This is a genomic window from Aeromonas sp. A35_P (genome assembly GCF_002259925.1).
GTDB classification, from domain to species: domain Bacteria; phylum Pseudomonadota; class Gammaproteobacteria; order Enterobacterales; family Aeromonadaceae; genus Aeromonas; species Aeromonas dhakensis.
Map to the genome: position 1 here is coordinate 1 of NZ_NEVB01000230.1, position 22,097 is coordinate 22,097.

The 22,097-nt window shown below is 65.3% G+C and carries 18 protein-coding genes; 10 read left to right on the top strand and 8 right to left on the bottom strand.

All coding sequences use genetic code 11. From position 1 onward, the window contains the following. Nucleotides 1-18: 18 nt before the first annotated feature. From CAK78_RS18140 to CAK78_RS18165, 6 genes are all read right to left on the bottom strand, one after another. Entirely contained in the window at nucleotides 19-780 is a 762-nt protein-coding gene (locus CAK78_RS18140; RefSeq protein WP_094698204.1) for an SDR family oxidoreductase, read from the bottom strand. A gap of 71 nt (nucleotides 781-851) precedes the next feature. Beyond that, nucleotides 852-1,772, bottom strand: coding sequence for a 3-hydroxyisobutyrate dehydrogenase (mmsB, locus tag CAK78_RS18145; protein ID WP_094698205.1), 921 nt, complete (start codon nucleotides 1,770-1,772; stop codon nucleotides 852-854). Between the two features lie 27 nt (nucleotides 1,773-1,799). Further along, on the bottom strand, nucleotides 1,800-2,903 hold the full coding sequence (locus CAK78_RS18150; protein ID WP_094698217.1) for an enoyl-CoA hydratase/isomerase family protein: 1,104 nt from the start codon (nucleotides 2,901-2,903) through the stop codon (nucleotides 1,800-1,802). 38 nt (nucleotides 2,904-2,941) lie between these two features. After that, entirely contained in the window at nucleotides 2,942-3,754 is an 813-nt protein-coding gene (locus CAK78_RS18155; RefSeq protein ID WP_094698206.1) for an enoyl-CoA hydratase, read from the bottom strand. 123 nt (nucleotides 3,755-3,877) lie between these two features. Continuing rightward, nucleotides 3,878-5,035, bottom strand: a complete 1,158-nt coding sequence (locus CAK78_RS18160) for an acyl-CoA dehydrogenase family protein (protein WP_176452847.1) — start codon at nucleotides 5,033-5,035, stop codon at nucleotides 3,878-3,880. 65 nt (nucleotides 5,036-5,100) lie between these two features. After that, entirely contained in the window at nucleotides 5,101-6,612 is a 1,512-nt protein-coding gene (locus CAK78_RS18165; protein WP_094698208.1) for a CoA-acylating methylmalonate-semialdehyde dehydrogenase, read from the bottom strand. Nucleotides 6,613-6,857: 245 nt separating this feature from the next. On the opposite strand from CAK78_RS18165, the gene CAK78_RS18170 reads away from it, so the two are divergent. The 9 genes from CAK78_RS18170 (at nucleotide 6,858) to CAK78_RS18210 (ending at nucleotide 18,922) form a co-directional block, all read left to right on the top strand. After that, nucleotides 6,858-8,006 carry an isovaleryl-CoA dehydrogenase gene (locus CAK78_RS18170; RefSeq protein WP_094698209.1) on the top strand — a complete coding sequence of 383 codons (1,149 nt, stop codon included), beginning with the start codon at nucleotides 6,858-6,860 and terminating at the stop codon, nucleotides 8,004-8,006. Further along, complete coding sequence (locus CAK78_RS18175) at nucleotides 8,003-9,604, top strand: carboxyl transferase domain-containing protein (RefSeq protein WP_094698210.1); 1,602 nt, start codon at nucleotides 8,003-8,005, stop codon at nucleotides 9,602-9,604. Before CAK78_RS18170 ends, CAK78_RS18175 begins: the two co-directional genes overlap by 4 nt. Nucleotides 9,605-9,613: 9 nt before the next feature. Further along, nucleotides 9,614-10,453, top strand: coding sequence for an enoyl-CoA hydratase-related protein (locus CAK78_RS18180; RefSeq protein WP_094698211.1), 840 nt, complete (start codon nucleotides 9,614-9,616; stop codon nucleotides 10,451-10,453). A gap of 109 nt (nucleotides 10,454-10,562) precedes the next feature. After that, the gene (locus CAK78_RS18185) at nucleotides 10,563-12,527 is read left to right on the top strand and encodes an acetyl/propionyl/methylcrotonyl-CoA carboxylase subunit alpha (RefSeq protein ID WP_094698212.1); all 1,965 of its coding nucleotides are present in this window, start codon (nucleotides 10,563-10,565) and stop codon (nucleotides 12,525-12,527) included. Then, a complete protein-coding gene (locus CAK78_RS18190; RefSeq protein ID WP_094698213.1) occupies nucleotides 12,524-13,480 on the top strand; it encodes a hydroxymethylglutaryl-CoA lyase in 957 nt (318 codons plus the stop codon). Before CAK78_RS18185 ends, CAK78_RS18190 begins: the two co-directional genes overlap by 4 nt. Before the next feature lie 11 nt (nucleotides 13,481-13,491). Beyond that, nucleotides 13,492-13,914, top strand: coding sequence for a MerR family transcriptional regulator (locus tag CAK78_RS18195; protein ID WP_005301493.1), 423 nt, complete (start codon nucleotides 13,492-13,494; stop codon nucleotides 13,912-13,914). Nucleotides 13,915-13,952: 38 nt separating this feature from the next. Then, nucleotides 13,953-14,714: a substrate-binding periplasmic protein gene (locus tag CAK78_RS18200; protein ID WP_094698214.1), complete on the top strand. Its 762-nt coding sequence runs from the start codon at nucleotides 13,953-13,955 to the stop codon at nucleotides 14,712-14,714. A gap of 48 nt (nucleotides 14,715-14,762) precedes the next feature. After that, a complete protein-coding gene (locus CAK78_RS18205; RefSeq protein ID WP_094698218.1) occupies nucleotides 14,763-17,663 on the top strand; it encodes a DUF748 domain-containing protein in 2,901 nt (966 codons plus the stop codon). Between the two features lie 662 nt (nucleotides 17,664-18,325). Further along, the gene (locus CAK78_RS18210) at nucleotides 18,326-18,922 is read left to right on the top strand and encodes an acetate uptake transporter (RefSeq protein WP_017764320.1); all 597 of its coding nucleotides are present in this window, start codon (nucleotides 18,326-18,328) and stop codon (nucleotides 18,920-18,922) included. 82 nt (nucleotides 18,923-19,004) lie between these two features. Here the strand turns inward: CAK78_RS18210 and CAK78_RS18215 are convergent, their stop codons facing one another. After that, a complete protein-coding gene (locus tag CAK78_RS18215; protein WP_094698215.1) occupies nucleotides 19,005-19,814 on the bottom strand; it encodes a zinc-dependent peptidase in 810 nt (269 codons plus the stop codon). Between the two features lie 18 nt (nucleotides 19,815-19,832). Beyond that, entirely contained in the window at nucleotides 19,833-20,270 is a 438-nt protein-coding gene (locus CAK78_RS18220) for a GNAT family N-acetyltransferase (protein WP_094698216.1), read from the bottom strand. 316 nt (nucleotides 20,271-20,586) lie between these two features. On the opposite strand from CAK78_RS18220, the gene CAK78_RS18225 reads away from it, so the two are divergent. Next, complete coding sequence (locus CAK78_RS18225) at nucleotides 20,587-22,086, top strand: alanine/glycine:cation symporter family protein (RefSeq protein ID WP_017779667.1); 1,500 nt, start codon at nucleotides 20,587-20,589, stop codon at nucleotides 22,084-22,086. Nucleotides 22,087-22,097: the final 11 nt, after the last annotated feature.

Genomic DNA, 22,097 nt, shown 5'->3' on the forward strand with positions numbered 1-22,097 from the left:
TCACTTTAAGAACACAGCCTAGAGGCGCAAGCCGCCGTCCAGCTCGATCATCCGCCCCGACAGATAGTCATTGGCGAGAATAAAATCCACCGTCTGGGCCAGCTGCGCCGCCTGCCCTAGGGTACCCACCGGGATGGCCTGCTGCATGCGGGCCATGGCTTCGGGTTTCATCGCCGCCGTCATGTCGGTGGCAAACACCCCCGGGGCGATGCCCATCACCCGGATGCCGTGGCGGGCCAGCTCCTTCCCCCAGGTGACCACCAGGGAGGCCACCCCCGCCTTGCTGGCGGCATAGTTGCTCTGACCCATGTTGCCGGCGCGAGCGATGGAGGAGATGTTGATGATGACGCCCCCCTCTCCGCCAGTAGCCATCAGCGCCGCCCCCTCCCGCCCGCACAGGAAGGTGCCAGTGAGGTTGACGTCGATGACGCTCTGCCACTGGGCCAGGCTCATCTTCTCCGCCAGCGCCCCCTCCTTCACCTTGATCAGCATGCCGTCGCGCAGAATGCCAGCGCAGTTGACGAGGGCGTGCAGGGCTCCGAGCTGATCCTTGATGGCGGCAAAGGTCGCCTCGACCTCCGGCTCGCTTGCCACGTTGCAGACGAACAGGGCGCAGCGACCGTCACGGCTGCGCACCTCCGCCTCGGTCACCTCCAGATCGGTGCGGTTGACGTCGATGAGCGCAAGCTGCGCCCCCTGCTCCGCCAGGCTCAGGGCGATGGCGCGGCCCAGCCCCCTGCCCACCCCCGTGATGGCGATGACTTTTTGTTTGATATCCATAAATGCTCCTGGTGAGATGGCCGGTGACTGTCGAGTCAAAGACTATCGGGTAAAAAGGTAGATAGCGGCCCTTAACCCGGCTCTGTCTTGTCCAGATAGAGTTCGACGATGCTGGAAAAATCCCGGGCACCCTGCCCCTTGGTGGCGTGCAGGTTGAACAGGTTGCGCGCCAGCGCCCCCATGGGCACGGCGCTGTGGGCATGCTCGGCCAGGGCCATGGCGAGCCCCAGGTCTTTGACCATCAGCCGGGTCATGAAGCCCCCCTGATAGTTGCGCGAAGCCGGCACGTTCTCCATCACCCCGGGCCAGGGGTTGTAGCGTTCCAGGCTCCAGTTGTTGCCCGAGCTCTTGCCCATGATGGTGGAGAGCACCCCCGGATCCAGTCCCTCCTTGACCCCGAGCGCCAGCGCTTCCGCAGTGCCCGCCATGTGGATGGCGAGCAGCATGTTGTTGCACATCTTGGCGATCTGGCCCGCGCCGAGGGCCCCGGCGTGGAACAGGTTCTGCCCCATGCAGGCGAGCACGGGTTTGGCCGCTTCAAAATCCGCTTGTTCGCCGCCGACGATGAAGGTCAGCGTCCCCGCTGCCGCGCCGGCCACCCCCCCCGACACCGGAGCATCGAGAAAACGGATGCCGCGCGCCTGCGCCGCCGCCCCCACCTGGCGGGCCGAGGCCACGTCTATGGTGGAGCAGTCGATGACCATGGCGTTGTGCGGCAGGGCCGCCAGCAGATCCTGCCCGCCCCGCTCACCGGCGCTTTCACCAAGCCAGAGGCTGCGCACATGCTCGCCCGCCGGCAGCATGCTGATCACCAGCTCGCAGTCGCTCACCGCCTCGCGGGCATCGCCGGCGGCGATGCAGCCGGCTTCGATGGCGCGGGTCAGGCTCTCGGCCACCAGATCAAACACCTGCACCCTGTGTCCCGCCCTGGCCAGGTTGGCGGCCATGGGGCCCCCCATGTTGCCAAGCCCGATAAATCCAATCCTTGTCATGGTCTGTTCCTTGTGTGTGATCGCCCGTCAGCGGGGACGCAGGGGGTTGTTCCCCTCGGGCCAGTGATAGAAGTCATCCAGCCAGGCCTCGCCCGCCTGCGGAGCCTGCCAGCGGGGAGACTTGTCCTTGTCGATGAGCAGGGCCCGCACCCCTTCCACGAAGTCCCCTCTGAGCACGCAGTTGACGGAAAGGGCCAGCTCGTCGGCAAACACCTCGGCCAGGGAGTGGCGCCGAGCCTGCCAAAACTGGCGCCAGAGGATGGCGCGACTGATGGGGCTGCCGCTCTGGCAGGTCGCCCGCGCCTGGGCCAGCGCCGGTTCGTCCAGCTCGGCCCCCTCGAGGCGTGCCAACACTCCTTGCAGGGAGCGGCCGGCCAACAGCGCATCGATGCGAGCCTGGTGTGGCAGCAGCACGGGGGCTGGCAGCGTCTGGCCAAGGGATCGCTGCAAACCGGCCAGCAGCCCCTCAATCTGCTCGCTGGCATCGACAGCGCCGGACCAGTCGAGGGCGGCGAGGTGCGCCGGCAGCTCCATCCGCTCGTGGCTCGCCATGGCGTGATCCGCCAGACCCAGGCCGATGGCATCCGCCCCGTTGAAGCGGGCCCCGGTGAGGCCGAGCCAGAGCCCGAGCCGCCCCGGCATGCGGCTCAAAAACCAGCTGGCCCCCACGTCGGGGTAGAGGCCTATGGTCACCTCCGGCATGGCGAACAGGCTCTTCTCGGTCACCACCCGAAAGCCGGCCCCGGCAAAGAGGCCGATGCCGCCCCCCATGCAGATGCCGTCCGCCACGCAGATGAGGGGCTTGCTGTAGCGATGGATATGGTGATCGAGCCGGTACTCCTGCTCGAAGAAGTCGCGGGCATAGCCAAACAGTGCCGACTCGCTCGCCTCCTGCTTGCGGTAATAGAAGGAGCGGATGTCACCGCCGGCGCAAAACGCCTTCTCGCCGGCCCCCTGAAGCAGCACGCAGGCGATGGCCGGGTCCTGCTCCCAGCGGGTCAGCGCCCCCTGCAACAACTGGATCATCTCAAGGCTCAGGGCGTTGAGGGAGGCGGGGCTGTCCAGGATCAGCATGCCGATGTGGCGACCATCCGCCGTGGGGTGGGTCTCGATGCGCACAGGCTCACTCATGGCGAGCCCCTGCGACACGGCGGGTGGCCATCAATACGTCATTCATCCTTCACTCCCCCACTCTTTACGGGTTTGGATTGGTCATAGTGCCAACGCGGGGGCCGCTTCGCGAGGAAGGCGGCCACCCCCTCGCGCTGGTTGGCATCGTCAAACAGGGTGAGGAACAGGCTGCGCTCGAGCGGCAGCGCCGCGTCCCGGTGGCCGCTTCGCCCCTGATTGATGAGGGTCTTGCAGGCGCGCAGGGCGCTCGGGCTCTGACGCTCCACCAGCTGGGCCATCTGGTGCGCCGCCTCCCAAGCGTGCCCCTCCTTCACCACCTCCTCCACCAGCCCCATCTCGTAGGCCAGGGTGGCGCTCACCTTCTCGCCGCAGAGGATCATTCGCTTGGCCCAACCCGGTCCCACCAGTTCGGTCAGGCGCTGGGTGCCGCCGGCGCAGGGCAAGAGCCCCACCGAGGCCTCCGGCAGGCCCAGCTTGGCCTGCTGCTCGGCGATGCGGATGTCGCAGGCCAGCGCCACCTCGAGGCCCCCGCCCATTGCGTAGCCATTGATGGCGGCGATGCTGACTCCGTGAAAGCGGGCCAACGCCTCGAAGGCGCGGCCAAAGGCCTCGGCCACCTCGCGGGCGTGCTCAAGATCGCCGTCGGCAAACATGTTGAGATCGGCGCCGGCGCAGAAGAACTTGTCTCCGGCCCCGCGGAGCACCAGCGCCACCACGTCGGGGCGGCTGTCGAGCTCCTCCATCATCCGCAAGAAGGCCTGCAGGCTGGCGAGCGTCCAGGTGTTGGCGGGAGGATGGTCGAGGGTGATGTAGGCCACGTGCCCCTGATATTCGAGCCTGATCCTTGTCATTGCGTTGTCCTTGTCAAAAAACCTGCCCCATGATGACAGGGTTGAATGGAGCCGACCTGCGGCTGGCTCACAAAGCCTGACGACGAGTCACGCCAACCGCGTCGTCAGGGCGGCCCCCTCTCGCTACTCCAGCGCCAGACCGGGCTCGGCCAGCAGACGGCGGGCGATGATGAGCCGCATCACTTCATTCGTCCCTTCCAGAATGCGGTGGACCCGGGTATCGCGCAGGTAGCGCTCGAGCGGGTACTCGCGGATATAACCATAGCCGCCAAAGAGTTGCAGGGCGTCGTCGCAGATGCGGTGACCCACGTCGGTGGCAAAACGCTTGGCCATGGCGCACCAGGCGCTCTTGTCCGGCGCCCCGGCATCGAGTCTCGCGGCCGCCTGACGCACCAGCAGGCGGGCGGCGGCGAGCTCGGTGGCCATGTCGGCCAGGCGAAACTGCACGCTCTGGAATTCGCTGATCGGGTGGCCAAATTGCTGGCGCTGCTGCACATGGGCCAGGGCATCGTCGAGGGCCTGCTGGGCGGTGCCGACCGAACAGGTGGCGATGTTGATGCGCCCACCATCGAGCGCCTGCATGGCGAACTTGAACCCCTCGCCCTCCTGCCCCAGCCGGTAACGGGCGGGAATGCGCACGGCGCTGAAGTTCACCTCCCGGGTCGGCTGGCTGTTCCAGCCCATCTTCTCCTCCGCCTTGCCGTAACTCACGCCGGGGGTCTGGGCCGGTACCATGAAGGCGGAGATCCCCTTCGCCCCCTCGCCACCGGTACGGGCCATCACCACCAGCACGTCGGTACTGCCGGCGCCCGAGATGAACACCTTGCTGCCGTCGAGAAGGTAATCCTCGCCATCGCGCACGGCGCGGGTCTTGAGGGCCGCCGCGTCGGAGCCGGCCCCCGGCTCGGTGAGGCAATAAGAACCCAGCAGCTCGCCGCTGGCGAGCCTCGGTACCCACTCCTCGGCCACCTCGGCAGGCAGCCAGCTGCCCAGCATCCAGCTCACCATGTTGTGGATGGTCAGATAGGCGGTGGTGGAGGTGCAGCCCATGGCGAGGCGCTCGAAGATAAGGCAGGCATCGAGCCTCGGCAGGCCGAGGCCGCCATACTGCTCCGGGGTGTAGAGGCCGCAAAAGCCGAGTGCCGCCGCCTGCTTGATGGTCGGGACGGGAAATTCGTGCTCCTTGTCCCAGCGCGCGGCGTGGGGCTTGAGCGCCTCCTCGGCAAAGGCACTGGCAGCCTCCACATAGGCCTGCTGATCCGGGGTCAGGTTAAAATCCATCTTGTTTGCTTCCTTGTACTTGTTCGATCCATTTCTGTCAGTGTGTGCGCCCGAGCAACCTGCCGTCAGCGCAGCTGGATGGTCATGTTGGGGCCGGTCGGGATGTCTTCATCGAACCAGCGTTCGGTCACCGTCTTGGTCTCGGTGTAAAAACGCACCGCCTGCTTGCCGTAGGCGTGCAGATCCCCGTAGAAAGAGCCGCGCCAGCCGGTGAAGGAGAAGAACGGCAACGGCACCGGGATGGGAACGTTGATCCCCACCTGGCCCACCGCCACCTCGTGACGGAATTTGCGGGCGGCGGCGCCGCAGCCGGTGAAGATGGAGGTGCCGTTGCCGTAGGGGTTGTCGTTGATGAGGGCGAGCGCCTCATCCAGGCTCGCCACCTCGAGGCAGGCCAGCACGGGCCCGAAGATCTCCTCCTTATAGATACGCATCTCGGGGGTCACGCCGCGAAACAGGGTCGGCCCCACCCAGTTGCCCACCGGGTAGCCGGGCACGTCGCAGAAGCGGCCGTCCAGCAGGCACTCGGCCCCCTCGGCGATCCCCGCCTCGATAAGCCCCTCTACCCTGACTTTCGCCTCCGGGCTGATGAGCGGGCCATAAGCGGCTTCGGGATCGTGCCAGACGCCGGGCTTCACCTTGGCAAACTCGGCGGCGAGCTCGGGGATCCACTCCCGGGCACTGCCCACGAACACCGCCACGCTGATGGCCATGCAGCGCTGACCGGCGGCGCCGACCCCGGCCCCCACCAGGTTGCTCAACACCTGCGCCTTGTTGGCATCCGGCATGATCACCATGTGGTTCTTGGCGCCGACAAAGCACTGGGCCCGCTTGAGCTGGGAAGTGGCGCTGCGATAGACGTGGCCGCCGACCCGGGCCGAGCCGACGAAGCTGATCGCCTTGATGTCGGGATGGGCCAGCAGCGCATCCACCTGCTCGGCACCGCCGTGCACCACCGACAGAATGCCCCTGGGGGCCCCCGCCTCGGCAAACAGCTCGGCCAGGCGCATGGGGGTGAGCGGATCCTGCTCAGAGGGCTTGAGCACGAAGCCGTTGCCGCAGGCCACCGCCAGCGGGAACATCCAAAGCGGGATCATGGCCGGAAAGTTGAAGGGGGTGATGCCAAGGCAGACCCCGAGCGGCTGCACCCAGGAGTGGCCGTCGACCCGGCGGGCCACGTTGCCCATGGTCTCCCCCAGGGTCTGACTGGCGATGGCGCAGGCCTGCTCCACCACCTCGATGCCGCGCCACACATCCCCCTTGGCATCCGCTAGGTTCTTGCCGGTCTCCTGGGCCAGCAGGGCCGCCAGCTCGTCGTGATGCGTCTTCAACAGGTGCTGGTAGTTGAACATCACCCGAGCCCGCTCGGAGGCCGGCACCTCCCGCCACAGCAGATAGGCGTCGTGGGCGGTGCGCACCGCGAGCGCAATTTCTGCCGAGGTAGCCTTCGGCACTCGCGCCAGCAGGCTCTGATCCGCCGGGTCGGTCACCTCGATCCACTGCTCGCTCGCGGAAGGGTACGCCTCCCCGCCGATGTGCAGCGGCACGTCACCGAACCGGGTCTGATGGTTGTTCATGGGCACTCTCTCCTTGCTGACACATCATGGGCCGTTTGCGGGCGGGCCATGGGCACTCCTGTGACGGGGGACCATCACGACCGGGCAATCGCCCTTGCCGTCATGGCGCAACAAATTTACCTTAGACTAACAATCAATTTACGTTTACGCTAACGTAAACTTAAATCACAAATGGACTGACCAGTTTGGCCCCCTGTTTCAGCTCGGCCGCCAGGCTGTCACCCCTTCATATGAGGAGAGCAAGGATGCATGCAGTGATGGACGAGACCCTGTGCGCCCTGACCGAGCAGGTCGAGGCCTTCTGCCAGAAAGTGATCGCGCCGCGCGCCGGCGACATCGATCAGAGCAACGTCTTCCCCCGCGATCTCTGGCCCCGGATGGGTGAGCTGGGGCTGCACGGCATCACGGTGGCGGAGGAGTATGACGGGGTGAACCTCGGCTATCTGGCCCACGTGCTGGTGATGGAGCAGGTGAGCCGTGCCAGCGCCTCGGTCGGCCTCTCCTACGGCGCCCACTCCAACCTCTGCATCAACCAGATCCACCGCCACGGCACGGCGGAGCAAAAAGCGCGCTACCTGCCCCCGCTGGTGAGCGGCGAGCATGTGGGGGCGCTGGCCATGAGCGAGCCGGGTGCCGGATCCGACGTGGTGAGCATGCGCCTCACCGCAGTGCGCGAGGGGGATCACTTCGTGCTGAACGGCAACAAAATGTGGATCACCAACGGGCCCGATGCCGACACCTTCGTCATCTATGCCAAGACCGATGCCGCTGCCGGTCCCAAAGGGATTTCAGCCTTTATCGTCGAGGCGGGGACTCCCGGTTTCTCCACCGCCCAGAAGCTCGACAAGCTGGGGATGCGCGGCTCCAGCACCTGCGAGCTGGTGTTTGACAACTGCCGGGTGCCGCAGGAGAACCTGCTGGGCCCCCTGCATGGCGGGGTCAAAGTATTGATGAGCGGGCTGGATTACGAGCGGGTGGTGCTGGCGGCCGGCCCCCTTGGCATCATGCAGGCCTGCATGGACGTGGTGCTGCCCTATGTGCGCGAGCGCAAGCAGTTCGGCCAGGCCATCGGTGAGTTCCAGCTGGTGCAGGGCAAGCTCGCCGACATGTACACCCGCCTCGCCAGCAGCCGGGCGCTGGTCTATTCGGTGGCGAGCGCCTGTGACCAGGGCCGCACCAGCCGCAAGGATTGCGCCGCCGCCATCCTGTTTGCCGCCGAAAATGCCACCCAGATGGCGCTCGATGCCATCCAGCTGCTTGGCGGCAACGGCTACATCAACGAATACCCCACCGGTCGATTGTTGCGGGACGCCAAGCTCTACGAAATAGGCGCCGGCACCTCGGAGATCCGCCGCTGGCTCATCGGCCGCGAGCTGATGGGAGATAACGCATGAGCAGGCTCCACTCCCGCCTCGACACCGCCAGCCCCGACTACGAGGCCAATCGGGTCGCCATGCAGGCTCTGGTCGACGATCTCAATGCCCGCCTGGAGGAGATAGCCTTGGGCGGCGGCGCGGCCAACAACGCCCGCCATCAGGCCCGCGGCAAGCTGCTGCCCCGCGAGCGCATCAACCAGCTGCTGGACCCGGGCTCCCCCTTTCTCGAACTCTCGGCGCTGGCCGGCTGGCAGGTCTATGACGAGCCGGTGCCCGCCGCCGGCATCCTCACCGGTATCGGCCGGGTCTCGGGGCGCCTGTGCATGCTGGTGGTGAACGATGCCACCGTGAAGGGGGGCACCTACTACCCGCTCACGGTGAAAAAACACCTGCGCGCCCAGACCATCGCCGAACGGCTGCGCCTCCCCTGCCTCTATCTGGTGGATTCCGGCGGCGCCTTCTTGCCGATGCAGGACGAGGTGTTTCCCGACCGGGAACATTTTGGCCGCATTTTCTACAACCAGGCCCGCATGTCGGCCCAGAACATCCCCCAGCTAGCGGTGGTGATGGGGCTTTGTACCGCCGGTGGCGCCTACGTGCCCGCCATGGCGGACGAGTCCATCATGGTCAAAGAACAGGCCACCATCTTTCTGGCGGGCCCGCCGCTGGTCAAGGCCGCCACCGGCGAGGAGATCAGTGCCGAGGCCCTGGGCGGCGCCGAGGTGCACTGCGCCCACTCCGGGGTGGCGGATCACATGGCCCGCGACGATGCCCATGCGCTGGCCATCGCCCGCACCCTAGTGACTCATCTGGGCAACGAACCGGTAGAGACCAACCCCGGCTACGAGCCCCCCTGCTACCCCATCGAGGAGCTCTACGGCCTGGTGGGCACCAGCCTCAAGCGCCCCTATGACGCGCGGGAGCTGATCGCCCGACTGGTGGATGGCTCGGACTTTGACGAATTCAAGGCGCTGTTCGGCACCACCCTGGTCACCGGCTTTGCCCGGATCTGCGGCATGCCGGTGGGGATCCTCGCCAACAACGGGGTACTGCACAGCGACAGCGCCCAGAAGGGAGCCCACTTCATCCAGCTCTGCAACCGGCGCGCCATTCCGCTGCTCTTTTTGCAGAACATCACCGGCTTTATGGTGGGCAGCTCGGCTGAGCGCGAAGGGATCGCCAAGCACGGCGCCAAGCTGGTCACCGCGGTGGCCTGCAGCCGGGTGCCCAAGATCACCCTGGTCGTCGGCGGCAGCTTCGGCGCCGGCAACTACGGCATGTGCGGGCGCGCCTACGACCCCGATTTTCTGTTCAGCTGGCCCAACAGCCGCATCTCCGTCATGGGGGGCGAGCAGGCGGCCGGGGTGCTGGTGCAGGTGCGCCGGGACAAGCTGGCCGCCGAGGGCAAGCCGTTGAGCGAGCAGGAGGCAGCCGCCATCCGCGCCCCGGTGATCGAGCAGTATGAGCGTCAGGGCCACCCCTACTACGCCAGCGCTCGCCTGTGGGATGACGGCGTCATCGACCCGACCCAGAGTCGCACCGTGCTGGCGTTGGCGCTGGCGGCCTGCCAGGGGGCCGAGACCGGCCCGGAACAGTACGGCATCTTCCGGATGTAAGGAGTTAACATGTCCGATCCACTCAGTCACGACACCCAGTCCGGTTTTCGGCTGGAGCGACACGGCCCGCTGGCCGAGCTGGTGCTGTCGCGCCCGGCCCGCCACAACGCCTTTGACGCCGACCTCATGCTGGGGCTGCTGGACTGCCTCGACGAGCTGGCCCACACCCACGGCCAGGCCCTTGCCGACCGCCCCCACGCCTTGCTGCTGCGCGCCGAAGGCAAACATTTTTGCGCTGGCGCCGATCTCAACTGGATGCGCAACCAGGCCCACGCCGATTTCGAGCACAACCGGGAAGACGCCCGGGTGCTGGCCCGGCTGATGCAAACCCTGGACGAGCTCCCCTTCCCCACGGTGGCGCTGGTACAGGGCGCCGCCTACGGCGGGGCGCTTGGCCTTATCTGCGCCTGCGACCTGGTGCTGGCCGCCGATGACGCCCGCTTCTGTCTCTCGGAGGTGAGCCTCGGGCTGGTGCCCGCGGTGATCAGTCCCTACGTGGTGCGCGCCATGGGAATGCGCCAGGCCCGCGCCCTGATGCTCAGCGCCGAACCGTTCGATGCGGTCACCGCCTGCCGCCTCAACGTGGCGCACCGGCGCTGCCCGCCGGATCAGCTCCTGACCGAAGGGCGCGCGCAGGCCCTACGTCTGTGCCGCAACGGGCCCCAGGCGATGAAAGAGACCAAGCGGCTGCTGGCCGCCCTCGAGAACCACAGCGCCAGCCTGCACGAAGAGAAAACCGTCGAGACCATCGCCCGGGTACGGGTCGGTCTCGAAGCCCAGGAGGGGATGCAAGCCTTCTTCGACAAACGACCTCCCGCCTGGCGCCCCCGTTTCAAGGACGAAGCATGACTCAATACCACCCCATCAAGCGCCTGCTGATCGCCAACTCTGGTCAATATAACTGGCGTGTGGATCAACACGCTTCGCACTTGTGCGCCTTGAACAACAGGGAGCCAGCATGACCAACCACACTCCAATCAAGCGTCTGCTGATCGCCAACCGCGGCGAAATCGCCGTGCGGATCATCAAGACCGCCCGGCGCCTCGGCATTCACACCATCGCCCTCTACTCGGACGCCGACGCCCGCGCCATGCATGTGCGGGAAGCCGACGAAGCCTGGCATCTGGGGCCGGCCCCCGCCCGGGAGAGCTACCTCGACACCGGCAAGGTGCTGAAGATTGCCAAAGAGGCGAACGCCGACGCCATCCACCCGGGCTACGGTTTTCTCTCCGAGAACAGCGACTTTGCCGCCGCCTGCGAGCAGCGGGGCTTTCGCTTCATCGGCCCAAGTGGCGCCGCCATTCTCGCCATGGGCGACAAGTCCGGCGCCAAGGCGCTGATGCAGGCCGCCGGCGTGCCGGTGCTGCCCGGTTATCACGGCGCGGATCAGCACCCAGAGTTTTTGCGCGATCAGGCGAGCCTGGTGGGCTTTCCGCTCCTTATCAAGGCTGCCAGTGGCGGCGGTGGCAAGGGAATGCGCCGGGTCGATCAGCTGGCCGACTTTGACGCGGCCCTGGCGGCGGTCAAGCGGGAGGCAAGTTCTGCCTTCGGTGACGACCATGTGCTGCTGGAGCGCTATCTCGCCTGCGCCCGCCACGTGGAGGTGCAGGTGTTTGCCGATACCCTCGGCAACGCCATCTATCTGGGGGACCGGGACTGCTCGTTGCAGCGGCGCCACCAGAAGGTGATCGAGGAGGCCCCCGCCCCCGACATTCCTCCGGCGCTGCGCCGTGCCATGGGCGAGGCGGCCGTCGCCGCCGCCCGCGCCATCAAGTATCGAGGAGCCGGCACCATCGAATTTCTGCTGTGCGGGGAGGAGTTCTTCTTCATGGAGATGAACACCCGGCTGCAGGTAGAGCACCCGGTCACCGAGGCCGTCACCGGCCAGGATCTGGTGGCCTGGCAGCTGGCAGTGGCCGAAGGCAAGCCGCTGCCGCTCACCCAGGATGAAGTGGTGCTGCGCGGCCACGCGGTGGAGGCGCGCCTCTACGCCGAGGACGTGGCCGCCGGTTTTCTGCCCGCCAGCGGCCCCATCCAGTGGCTCAGCTGGCCCAAGGGGGTGCGCATCGATACCGGGGTCAGCGCCGGCGATGCGGTGAGCCCCTATTACGACCCCATGATCGCCAAGCTGATCGCCCATGCACCGAGCCGCAGCGAGGCCTTTGCCAGCCTGGCCGACGCGCTGGCGGCGCTGGAACTCGGCCCCTTGGTGCACAACGGTCCGCTCTTGCTGCGCCTGTGCGAAGAGCCAGAGGTGCTGGCGATGGGCCACCACACCCAGTGGCCCATTCCCACCGATACTCTGCCCGTTCCGGCGCTCGCCTGGCCGCTTGCCGCCCTCTGGCTCGCCAGTCGCCAGCGCGATGCCTCCCCCTGGCAGCAGGCAACAGGCTTTCGGCTCGGCCCCACCCGCAGCTTCAGCGCAGCGGTGCGCATCGACGAGGAGGCCCGGGTGTTGACCCTCACCGAGCGGGCAGGCGCCCTGCTCTGGCAGGGTGAACAGATCCCGTTCGAGCTTGGGCCGGATCACATACGCCTGCAGCAGGACGGCAACTGGCTGCGCTACCCGCTGCAGTCCCTCGGCGAGGGCGACTATCTGCTGCAACTGGCGGGCAGACGCATCCGCTTCTCGGCCGATGATCAGCATCATCAACTGCACCATGATCACGAGATGGGCGGCGGCGCCGGCATCCTGGCCCCCATGCACGGCATAGTGGTGGCGCTGCAGGTCGAGGCCGGCCAGCCGGTCAGCAAGGGGCAGCCCCTGCTGGTGCTGGAGGCGATGAAGATGGAGCACGTCCTCAAGGCCGACCGGGATGGGGTGATCGAAGCGCTGCAGTGCCGCCAGGGCGAACAGGTGAGTCAGGGCGCCGTGCTGGTGCGCTTTGCCGAAGAGCAGACCGAGCAGGAGGTGCGCTCATGAACCGAGCACAGGAGAACCGGGACGACAAGGTCAGCCTGGTGGAGATGGGGCCGCGGGACGGCCTGCAAAATGAAACTGCGACCCTCTCGCTGGTGCAGCGGCTGGAGCTCATCGCCCGGCTGGCCGAGAGCGGGCTGCAGCGCATCGAGGTGGGCGCCTTCGTCTCCCCCAAAAAGGTGCCGCAGATGGCGGATTCCGCCGCACTGTTCGACGCCCTGCCGCGCAAGGTTGCAACCCGTTACGGCGCCCTGGTGCCCAATCTGCAGGGGCTGCAGGCCGCCATCGCCGCCCGCGCCGACGAGATAGGCCTCTTCACTGCCTGCTCCGACGGCTTTACCCGGGCCAACATCGGCATCAGCGTGGAGGAGTCGCTGGTGCGCTTCGCCCCCCTGGTGCAGGAGGCGCGCAGCCTCGGCATCAAGGTGCGCGGCTACCTCTCCACCGTCATCGCCTGCCCGTTCGACGGCCCGACCCGGCCCAAGCGGGTCGCCGCCATGGCCGAGCGACTGCTGGATCTGGGCTGCCACGAGATATCCCTCGGCGACACCATCGGCGTCGGCACCCCGGGCACGGTGGCCCCCATGCTGGATGCGGTGCTGCACGAGATCCCGGCCGGCCGGCTGGCCGTCCATTTTCACGACACCTATGGCCAGGGGCTGGCCAACCTGCTGCCGGCGCTGGAGCGCGGCATCCGCACCATCGACAGCTCGGTGGCCGGGCTCGGCGGCTGCCCCTATGCCCCCGGCGCCTCCGGCAACGTCGCCTCGGAGGAGGTGGTCTATCTGCTGCACGGCCTTGGCATGGGCACAGGCGTCGATCTCGACAAGCTGGCCGCCACCGGCCAGTGGGTCAGCGAACAGCTTGGCCGCCCCAACGGCTCGCGGGTCGGCCGGGCCCTGCACGCCAACGCCGAGCGGCTGCGCACGCGGCTGTGCCAGCCATCCCCGCACTAAGGAGCCCCGCCATGCCCAATACCCTCGCCCACGGACTCGCCGGCAAGGAGGTGACCTACAGCATCTCCGAGCTGGCTCACGAGTTTGACATCACCCCGCGCACCATCCGCTACTACGAGGACGAGGGGCTCATCACCCCGACCCGGGAGGGACAGACCCGCATCTACAGCCACAAGGACAAGATCCGCCTCAAGCTGACCCTGCGCGGCAAACGCCTCGGCTTCAGCCTGGCGGAGATCCGCGAGCTGTTCGACATGTATGACACCGACCGCTCCAGCAAGACCCAGCTCAACTCCATGATCCAGCTCATCGAAACCAAGCGCCACTCCCTGCGCCAGCAGCTGGAGGATATCCAGATGGTGATGGCCGAGCTGGAGGCGGCCGAGCAGCGCTGCGTAAATTCCCTTAACGGCTTGAAAACTGGCGCAGATTAACCGAATCTGGGGTTATTTACCCCCTTCCGGGAGCCCCGATGAAACGCTGGTGCTGGTTGTTGCTGCTGCTCTGCTGCGGGGCATGGGGCCACCCTGTGATCCGGGTCGGCGGCTACCCCTATGCCCCCTTTGTGATCAAGGATGCGAACGACGGCTATCACGGGCTGACCCTGGATCTTATCGCCCAGCTCAACGACATCCAGCGGGACGTGCGTTTCGTCTTCGTGCCCACCTCCGCCACCCACCGCTACCAGGCGCTGGCCCTCGGTCGCTTCTCCCTGATCCTGTTTGAAGACATCCATTGGGATTGGCATGCCGATGAGGTGCTGATGACCCGTCCGCTGCTGCTGGGTGGGGAGATCTATGTTGCACTCAAGGCGCCGGGGCGGGATCAATCCTTCTTTGATCATCTGGAGCAACGCCAGCTGATCGGGGTCAGCGGCTATCACTACGGCATCGCCAACTTCGACGCGACACCGGGCAACATGAAGCGACGCTTCAACATCACCCTGGTCAAGGACAACGTCAGCGCGCTGCAGGGGCTGTTCAAGGGGCGCGGCGAGGTGGCCATCCTCAACCTCTCCTACCTCAACCAGTTCGAGAAAGAACAGCCGGAACAGGCCGCGCGCCTGCTGCGATCGGACAAATGGGATCAGCAATACACGCTGCGGGCCCTGCTCAGCCCGGATGGCAAGGTCTCGGTGCAGCAGCTGGAGCTGTGGCTGGACGCACTTCAAAAGAGCGGAAAACTGGCAAGCCTCTGGACAAGGTACGGCGTACAGAATCAAGTGGCACCATGATAATGACCTGAAAGTTTGTTACCCTATGCGCATCAATTGGAGACCCTCATGCCCAAGCCCCTGCGTGCCCGCCTGCTGCGCTACGCTCTCTACTTCTGCGCCGCCCTGCTGCTCTCCCTGCTTATTCTGTTATGGCAAGCCCCCACGCTGACCCAGCGCCACCTGCCGACCTGGCTGGCCAAACACTATGGTCTGCATCTGACCCTGGGGGAGATTGACGTCGGCCTGCGCCATCCCTCCCTCGCCATCGGCCCCACCACCCTGTTCGATGACCAGCAGCAGCCCCTCGTCGCCTTCGAGCGCCTGCAGCTCACCCCCCTGATAGGGGAAAGCTGGCGCCAGCGCGCCCTGATCCTCGATGAGGCGAGGCTGATCAAGCCGATGGTCAATCTGGTACGGCTGGCGGATCGCGGCCAAGACGCTCGCTTCAACCTGACCGAGGCGCTGGCCAGCCTGCTCGCGCCGGGTGATGCCGCGACCACCGACAGCGGCGCCCCCCTGCTGGTGCAGATCAACCGGCTGGCAGCCGAGCAGGGCCAAATCGCCTATCAGGACAGCCGCAAGCAGAGCAGCCCCGGCTGGGTGCCCACCCTGACCCTGAGCGGGCTCGACCTGCAACTGCCGCGCTTTTCCACCGCCCCGGGCCGTGCCAACCCCTTCGTGCTCGGGGCTACCCTCAATCAGCAGAGCCCGCTCAAGGCGAGCGGTGAGCTCGACATCATGAGCGGCGCCGGCAAGGGGAAGATCAGCCTGGGCAAACTGGCCCTCGCCCCCTTCGCCCCGCTCTGGGCCCCCTATCTCGACGTCAAGCTGGCCAAGGGCGAGGCCAACGCCGAGCTTGCCTACCAGATAGCCGAGGGCAAGCAGGGGCTGGGCTGGCAACTCTCCAAGGGCAAGCTGACCCTCAATGACTGGCAGCTCCAGCGCCGCAAGGGCGGCGAATTTGCCCGCTTCAAGCAGCTGGCGCTGACCGGCATCGCGCTCGATGGCAACAAGCAGGCGCTGCAGATCGACCGGGTAACGCTCAAGTCCCCGGCCGTCAGTGCCGTGCTCGATGCCGACCAGCAGCTGGATCTGGCCACCCTGCTGATCCCGCAGCCACCGGTCAAAGCGAGCAAAGCCGCCAAACCGGCCGCCCCGGGCAAACCCTGGCGCTGGAGCCTCAAGCAGACCCGCATCGAACAGGGCCAGCTCAAGCTGACCGAATCGAGCAGCGGCAAGCCGCTGCTGCGCGAGCTCTCCACCCTGACGCTGGCCCTGGGTCCGCTGGGCAGTCAGAGCGGACAGAGCAGCCCGCTCACCTTGAGCGGGGCGCTCAACAACCAGGCGAAACTGGACTTTGACGGTGACCTCGCCCTGGCGCCCTTCAGCCTCAACGGCGAGATCAAGCAACAGGGTCTGCCGCTCAGCTGGGCCCAACCCTATCTGCAGGATCTGTTGCGCATCCGCGTACGCGACGGCCAACTTGCCAGCCGCACCAAGCTGGCCCTGGCCACCGATGCCAAGGGGGCATTGAGCAAGCTGGAGCTGAGCGGCGGGCTCGACATCGATCGGCTCAACGTGCTGGATCGGGCCGACAACCAGCGCCTGCTGCAAATTGAGCAACTGCAGCTGAGCGGCCTGCACTACGACGGCATCAGCCAGCAGGTGAAGATCGACGACATCCTGCTGCGCAAACCCTTCGCCCGCATCGAGATCAACGAGGACAGGGTCACCAACGTGCAGCAACTGCTGCTGCCGCAACCGGCCACGGCCAAGCCCGCCAGCAGCGGGCCGGCCCCCCGCGTCAGCATCGCCCAGGTACGCACCGAGCAGGGCAACCTGCGCTTTGCCGATCGCAGCCTGAGCCCGGAATTCGTGGTGGACATCGCCTCCCTCAGCGGCCAGAGCCGCCACATCAGCAACATCCCGGGCCAGCGCTCCGAGCTGGCCTTCAACGGCAAGGTTGACCGCTACGCCCCGGTAACCATTCGCGGCGGCACCAACCTGCTGATCGAGCAGCCGGTGCTGGACGTGGCCGTCACCTTCAACAACCTGGAGCTCACCACCTTCACCCCCTACTCCAGCACCTACGCCGGTTACGCCATCGACAAGGGTCAGCTCTCCATGAAGCTCAACTACCAGTTGCACGGCAACCGGCTGGAGGGGGACAACGACATCACCATCAAGAAGTTGCAACTGGGGGAAAAGGTCAAGAGCGAGCAGGCCAAGGATCTGCCGCTGGGGCTGGCGGTCGCCCTGCTGAGCGATGCCAACGGCGTCATCCAGATGAACCTGAAGGTGAAGGGCAATCTGGATCAGCCTGACTTCAGCCTCGGCAACATCTTCTGGGACGTACTCGGCAACACCTTGCGCAAGGCGGTCACCTCCCCCTTCTCGCTGCTCGCCTCCCTGGCGGGTGGCAGCGAGGATCTGGACGAGCTGCCCTTCCTGCCCGGTGAGCCGGATCTCACCCCCACCCAGCAGGAGAAGCTGACCAAGCTGGCACAGGCTCTCAAGGACAGGCCCAAGCTCAGCATGAACATTCGCGGCAAGGTCAACTTCAACGAGGAGCGCCCCATCTTGCAGCGCCAGAAGCTCGAACGGGTGCTGGCCAAGATCACCGGCAACCCGGTGGATCTCGATCTGCTGGAGCAGGACCCCGCCATGCAATCGGCACTGGCAGAGGCCTATGAGGCGCGTTTCAACGAAGATCTCGGCGATCTGGCCGATCGGCTGAAGCTCGATGAGGCGAGTCCGGCCCTGCGCGCCCAGGCGGTGCTCCTGCTGCGTGATCAGCAGCTCATCACCGCCAAGTCCCTGCGCAATCTGGCCATGCGTCGTGCCCAGAACACCAAGGAGTTTCTGGTAGACCGCCAGGGGATCGCGCCGGAGCGGCTGTTTGTGCTGGACAGCCAGGTCAGGGAGGCCGACAAGGAGGCCAAGGTGGTACTGACCCTGGACGATTGAGCCGGTGACATCAGCAGGATGAGGGGGATGCCATTCCCCCTCTTCTTTGGGATTGAGCCCTCCTTTCGAGACCTGTTGCCAAGCGCATGCCCCGCGTTCCTTCTCTTCCCCCTTCATCCGGCCAGCCCTCTCGGCTATCCAGCAACAATCTGCGTCACTGCATAAGGCCAACTGCAGGACCCAAGCTCGCGTTCAACACTTTATCACCCCCATCCTGACCCTTTGTTTCAGATATCCATCTCGTCAGCTCACTCGCCCGGCGCAATGCCCCTTGCTCAACCATGCCGAAGCCGCGGACAGGCAGTCAGGTCGTTTGTATTGAACCGGTCATTGACACCTCTTGTCTGATGGCATATGAGCGTATTTTTTGGACTCAGGTGTGCTCAGCCTTGGCGGTGGAAATACGGTAGACAGCGCGGCTCAGCCCATCGCCTCGAGCTGTATGAAACTTTCAGAAACGTTCCGCTTAATACAATTTATCAACCTTGTCCGCACCATTCATTTACCTGCCATCTACCTGGATCGCACGAATGGTCAGCCGGGTAAAAAATTCCGTTATTTTTTTACTGTTTCGTCCCTTCCGCCTCTTGCCCGGGGCCAAGAGCCTGCCTAAAATCGCGCGTCTTTTATCAACCCCCACCTCTATTTTTGGAGAACGCCACGTGAGCGAAAAATTGGCCAACCCTGCCCCTCTGGGTCTGATGGGTTTCGGTATGACCACCATTCTGCTGAACATCCATAACGCAGGTTTCTTCCCCATCAGCGCCATGATCCTGGCCATGGGCCTGTGCTATGGCGGTCTGGCCCAGATCATCGCCGGTATCATGGAGTACAAGCGCGGCAACACCTTCGGTGTGACTGCCTTCATCTCCTACGGCACCTTCTGGTGGAGCCTGGTGTTCCTGCTGGTGATGCCGACCATGGGTCTGGCCGAAGCCACTCCGCACGCCTACATGGGCTGGTACCTGCTGATGTGGGGCATGTTCACCCTGTTCATGCTGATCGGGACCGTCAACTACCCGCGCGTGAAGCAGTTCGTGTTCGCCTCCCTGACCGTGCTGTTCTTCCTGCTGGCCGCCCGTGACTTCACCGGCAGCACCCTGATCGGCACCATCGCCGGTTTCGAAGGCATCATCTGCGGCGCCAGCGCCATCTACCTGGCCATGGCCACCGTGATCAACGAGCAGTTCGGCCGTACCGTGCTGCCGATCGGCGATCACAAGAAAGCCGCCGCCGTTCAGCTCAAAGCCGCTGCCTAAGCACCCGGCCGACACAGCTGTCACGAAAAAGGCACCCCGCGGGGTGCCTTTTTGTTGGGCGCGATTTGCCAGGTTCACCCGGCTAGCCGTGATGCTCGGGCTCCCCCGCCAGCAGTCGGGTCGCCGGAAAACGCGTCGCCGGCTGCTGGCCGAAGAAGCGGGTGAACTGCTGGTACACCGCCGGATAGGTGTCGCGCAGGCGCAGCGGATCGGTAAAAAAGCACTCGCTGCACACCGCCAAGAACTCGGCCGGGTGCGAGGCGGCGTAAGGGTCGATGGCGGTGGGCTCATGGCGATCCAGCTGTGCCTGCATGGCATCGAATGCCGACTGCAGCGCGCTTGTCCACTGGCGCGGATCCATGCCTGCCGGCAGCGGCGGCGCCCCGTCGGCCTCCCCTCCCAGCATGTCGAGCTTGTGGGTCAGCTCGTGGATCACCAGATTGAAGCCGTCCCAGTCCCCATCCTGCTGCAGCTCGCTCCAGGCCAGTACCAGCGGCCCCTGGGGCCAGGATTCGCCGGCGTTCTCCTCTTCCACCTCGCTCACCAGCCCGAACTCGTCCTGCACCTGCTGGCGGCGCACCACAGGCTCGGGGATCAGGATGATCTCGTGAAAGCCCCGATACCAGTCGAGCCCCAGATGCAGAATGGGCAGCGCCGCCTGCAGGGCCAGCACCGCCTGCTGGCGGGGGGTAAGCGTCACCCCGATCTGGGTGAGCGTCTTGCGGGCCAGCAGCTGCTGTGCCAACCCGATCAGGGTCTGCTCCTCCTCCCGGGAAAAGCCCTGCAAAATGGGCACAGCGGCCAGGGCCTGCTGCCACTCCATGGCATCCGGCCCCTGCTCATCTTGCCGGGACACACCACCAAACACACTTCGTAAGCGAGACCAGAACACGCAGACTCCTCTTGCTGATCAGACTGTTTTCACAAACCGTTTCGGACGCTCGACATACCCCTGCGCCAGATAAAAGCGATGGGCCCCTTCCCGCTTGAGGCTGCTGGAAAGCTCCAGCTGGCTGCAACCCCGCTCCCGTGCATGGCTCTCTGCCACGGCCAGCAGAGCGGCCCCCACGCCGCGTCCCCTTGCACCCTCATCGACAACCAGCGCCGAGATCAGGCCCCACTCTGGTGCAACGTGCAGCGGATTCAGCCAGTGCCACACCAAGACGCCTGCGATCCCCTCATCGAGGCAGGCCACCAGCACCTCGCGGGCCGGATCCGGCGTCAGCCAGCGGTCCTCCAGCGCCTGTGGGCTGACCGGGTAGCCCAGCTGGCCGAACAAGTCGGCCATGGCGGCCACATCCCCGGCGCAGGCCGGGCGGATCACCGCCGTCTCTCTCTCTGTCTGCATCCTTGGCCTCGATTTTGCTCTGCTTCTCCCCCACGGGCATGCCGATGAAAGAGGAGATGATACCGGGTTGACACCGCATTTTGTCCAACCACATCACGATTTGTTAATGTCAATTCACAAATTAACAAGGTGACAACATATTTCGCTAGGAAGCCCTTACACAAATCGATATGTTAAAACCCGCGGACTGGCCAGTGGAAACTTCCGCCACCGACCAGCCCCCAATCATAACGAGTGACCCCAGGGTCACCTGAAATTCAAGGGAGCGGGGCAAAGACCCCGCCAACAAGACAGCACAACAAAGGAGTTGTTGTACATGAATGAGATCGTCAATGCCATCAATGGTGTGATTTGGAGCCCTGCGCTCATCTACCTGTGTCTGGGGGTAGGCCTCTACTTCTCCCTGCGCAGCCGCTTTTTGCAACTGCGTCACATCAAGGAGATGATCCGCTTGATGTTTGATGGCAAGAGCACGGATGCGGGGGTCTCCTCCTTCCAGGCGCTGGCCATGACCCTGGCCGGTCGCGTCGGTACCGGCAACATCGCCGGGGTCGCCACCGCCATCACCTTCGGTGGCCCGGGCGCCCTGTTCTGGATGTGGATGGTAGCCTTCCTCGGCGCCAGCTCCGCCTTCGTGGAATCCACCCTAGGTCAGGTCTACAAGGAGAAGATCAACGGCGAATACCGCGGCGGCCCAGCCTTCTACATCGAGAAGGGACTTGGCATGAGCTGGTTCGCCTGGACCTTCGCCATCGCCACCATCTTCGCCTGCGGCGTGTTGCTGCCGGGGGTGCAGGCCAACTCCATCGGGGCCAGTCTGCAGACTGCATTTGATATCGATCCGAACGTCACCGCCGCCGGTCTGGCGCTGCTGCTCGGTTTCATCATCTTCGGCGGCGTCAAGCGCATCGCCAGCTTCGCCAGTACCGTGGTGCCCTTCATGGCGCTGGGCTACATTATCGTCGCCTGCGTCATCATAGCCCTCAACATCCATGCGCTGCCGGGCGTGATCCTGCTGATCTGGAAGAGCGCCTTCGGGATGGATGCCGGCTTCGGTGCCATTCTGGGTCTGGCCATCATGTGGGGGGTCAAACGCGGGGTCTACTCCAACGAAGCAGGCCAGGGTACCGGTCCGCACGCCTCCTCCGCCGCTGCGGTAAGCCACCCGGCCAAGCAGGGCCTGGTGCAGGCGTTCTCCGTCTACATCGACACCCTGTTCGTCTGTTCCGCCACCGGCTTCATGCTGCTCATCACCGGCCTCTACAACGTGCAGGGTCCGGATGGCGCGGCGCTCTACACCGGCATCGCCGGCGTGGCTGCGGGCCCGGGCTATGTGCAGACCGCCATGGAGAGCATGATGCCGGGCTTTGGCAGCATGTTCGTGGCCATCGCGCTGTTCTTCTTCGCGTTCACCACCATCGTCGCCTACTACTACATCGCCGAGACCAACATAGCGTTCGTCAACCGCAAGATTAACCGCCCCTGGCTCACCTTCCTGTTGAAGCTTGGTCTGATGGCGGCCATCGTCTACGGTACCGTCAAGACCGCCGATCTGGCCTGGGGCATGGGTGACATCGGGGTCGGCCTGATGGCCTGGCTCAACATCATCGCCATTCTGCTGCTGCAAAAGACCGCCTTCACCTGTCTGAAAGACTACGAGGCCCAGCAGGCCCAGGGGCTGGATCCGGTGTTCCACCCGGAGAAGCTCGGCATCAAGAACGCCGACTACTGGTCTGGTCACCGCTCCGAAGACAACCTGGAACAGGAGAAATCCGGTCACTCGTTCGAGCCGGACCAGGATCGCAAGATCTCCTGATCGCTTAACAC

Excerpts from the sequence above, each read along its gene's own strand:
- CAK78_RS18140 (WP_094698204.1), bottom strand. The coding sequence starts at position 780 with ATGGATATCAAACAAAAAGTCATCGCCATCACGGGGGTGGGCAGGGGG.
- mmsB (WP_094698205.1), bottom strand. The coding sequence starts at position 1,772 with ATGACAAGGATTGGATTTATCGGGCTTGGCAACATGGGGGGCCCCATG.
- CAK78_RS18150 (WP_094698217.1), bottom strand. The coding sequence starts at position 2,903 with ATGAGTGAGCCTGTGCGCATCGAGACCCACCCCACGGCGGATGGTCGC.
- CAK78_RS18155 (WP_094698206.1), bottom strand. The coding sequence starts at position 3,754 with ATGACAAGGATCAGGCTCGAATATCAGGGGCACGTGGCCTACATCACC.
- CAK78_RS18160 (WP_176452847.1), bottom strand. The coding sequence starts at position 5,035 with ATGGATTTTAACCTGACCCCGGATCAGCAGGCCTATGTGGAGGCTGCC.
- CAK78_RS18165 (WP_094698208.1), bottom strand. The coding sequence starts at position 6,612 with ATGAACAACCATCAGACCCGGTTCGGTGACGTGCCGCTGCACATCGGC.
- CAK78_RS18170 (WP_094698209.1), top strand. The coding sequence starts at position 6,858 with ATGCATGCAGTGATGGACGAGACCCTGTGCGCCCTGACCGAGCAGGTC.
- CAK78_RS18175 (WP_094698210.1), top strand. The coding sequence starts at position 8,003 with ATGAGCAGGCTCCACTCCCGCCTCGACACCGCCAGCCCCGACTACGAG.
- CAK78_RS18180 (WP_094698211.1), top strand. The coding sequence starts at position 9,614 with ATGTCCGATCCACTCAGTCACGACACCCAGTCCGGTTTTCGGCTGGAG.
- CAK78_RS18185 (WP_094698212.1), top strand. The coding sequence starts at position 10,563 with ATGACCAACCACACTCCAATCAAGCGTCTGCTGATCGCCAACCGCGGC.
- CAK78_RS18190 (WP_094698213.1), top strand. The coding sequence starts at position 12,524 with ATGAACCGAGCACAGGAGAACCGGGACGACAAGGTCAGCCTGGTGGAG.
- CAK78_RS18195 (WP_005301493.1), top strand. The coding sequence starts at position 13,492 with ATGCCCAATACCCTCGCCCACGGACTCGCCGGCAAGGAGGTGACCTAC.
- CAK78_RS18200 (WP_094698214.1), top strand. The coding sequence starts at position 13,953 with ATGAAACGCTGGTGCTGGTTGTTGCTGCTGCTCTGCTGCGGGGCATGG.
- CAK78_RS18205 (WP_094698218.1), top strand. The coding sequence starts at position 14,763 with ATGCCCAAGCCCCTGCGTGCCCGCCTGCTGCGCTACGCTCTCTACTTC.
- CAK78_RS18220 (WP_094698216.1), bottom strand. The coding sequence starts at position 20,270 with ATGCAGACAGAGAGAGAGACGGCGGTGATCCGCCCGGCCTGCGCCGGG.
- CAK78_RS18225 (WP_017779667.1), top strand. The coding sequence starts at position 20,587 with ATGAATGAGATCGTCAATGCCATCAATGGTGTGATTTGGAGCCCTGCG.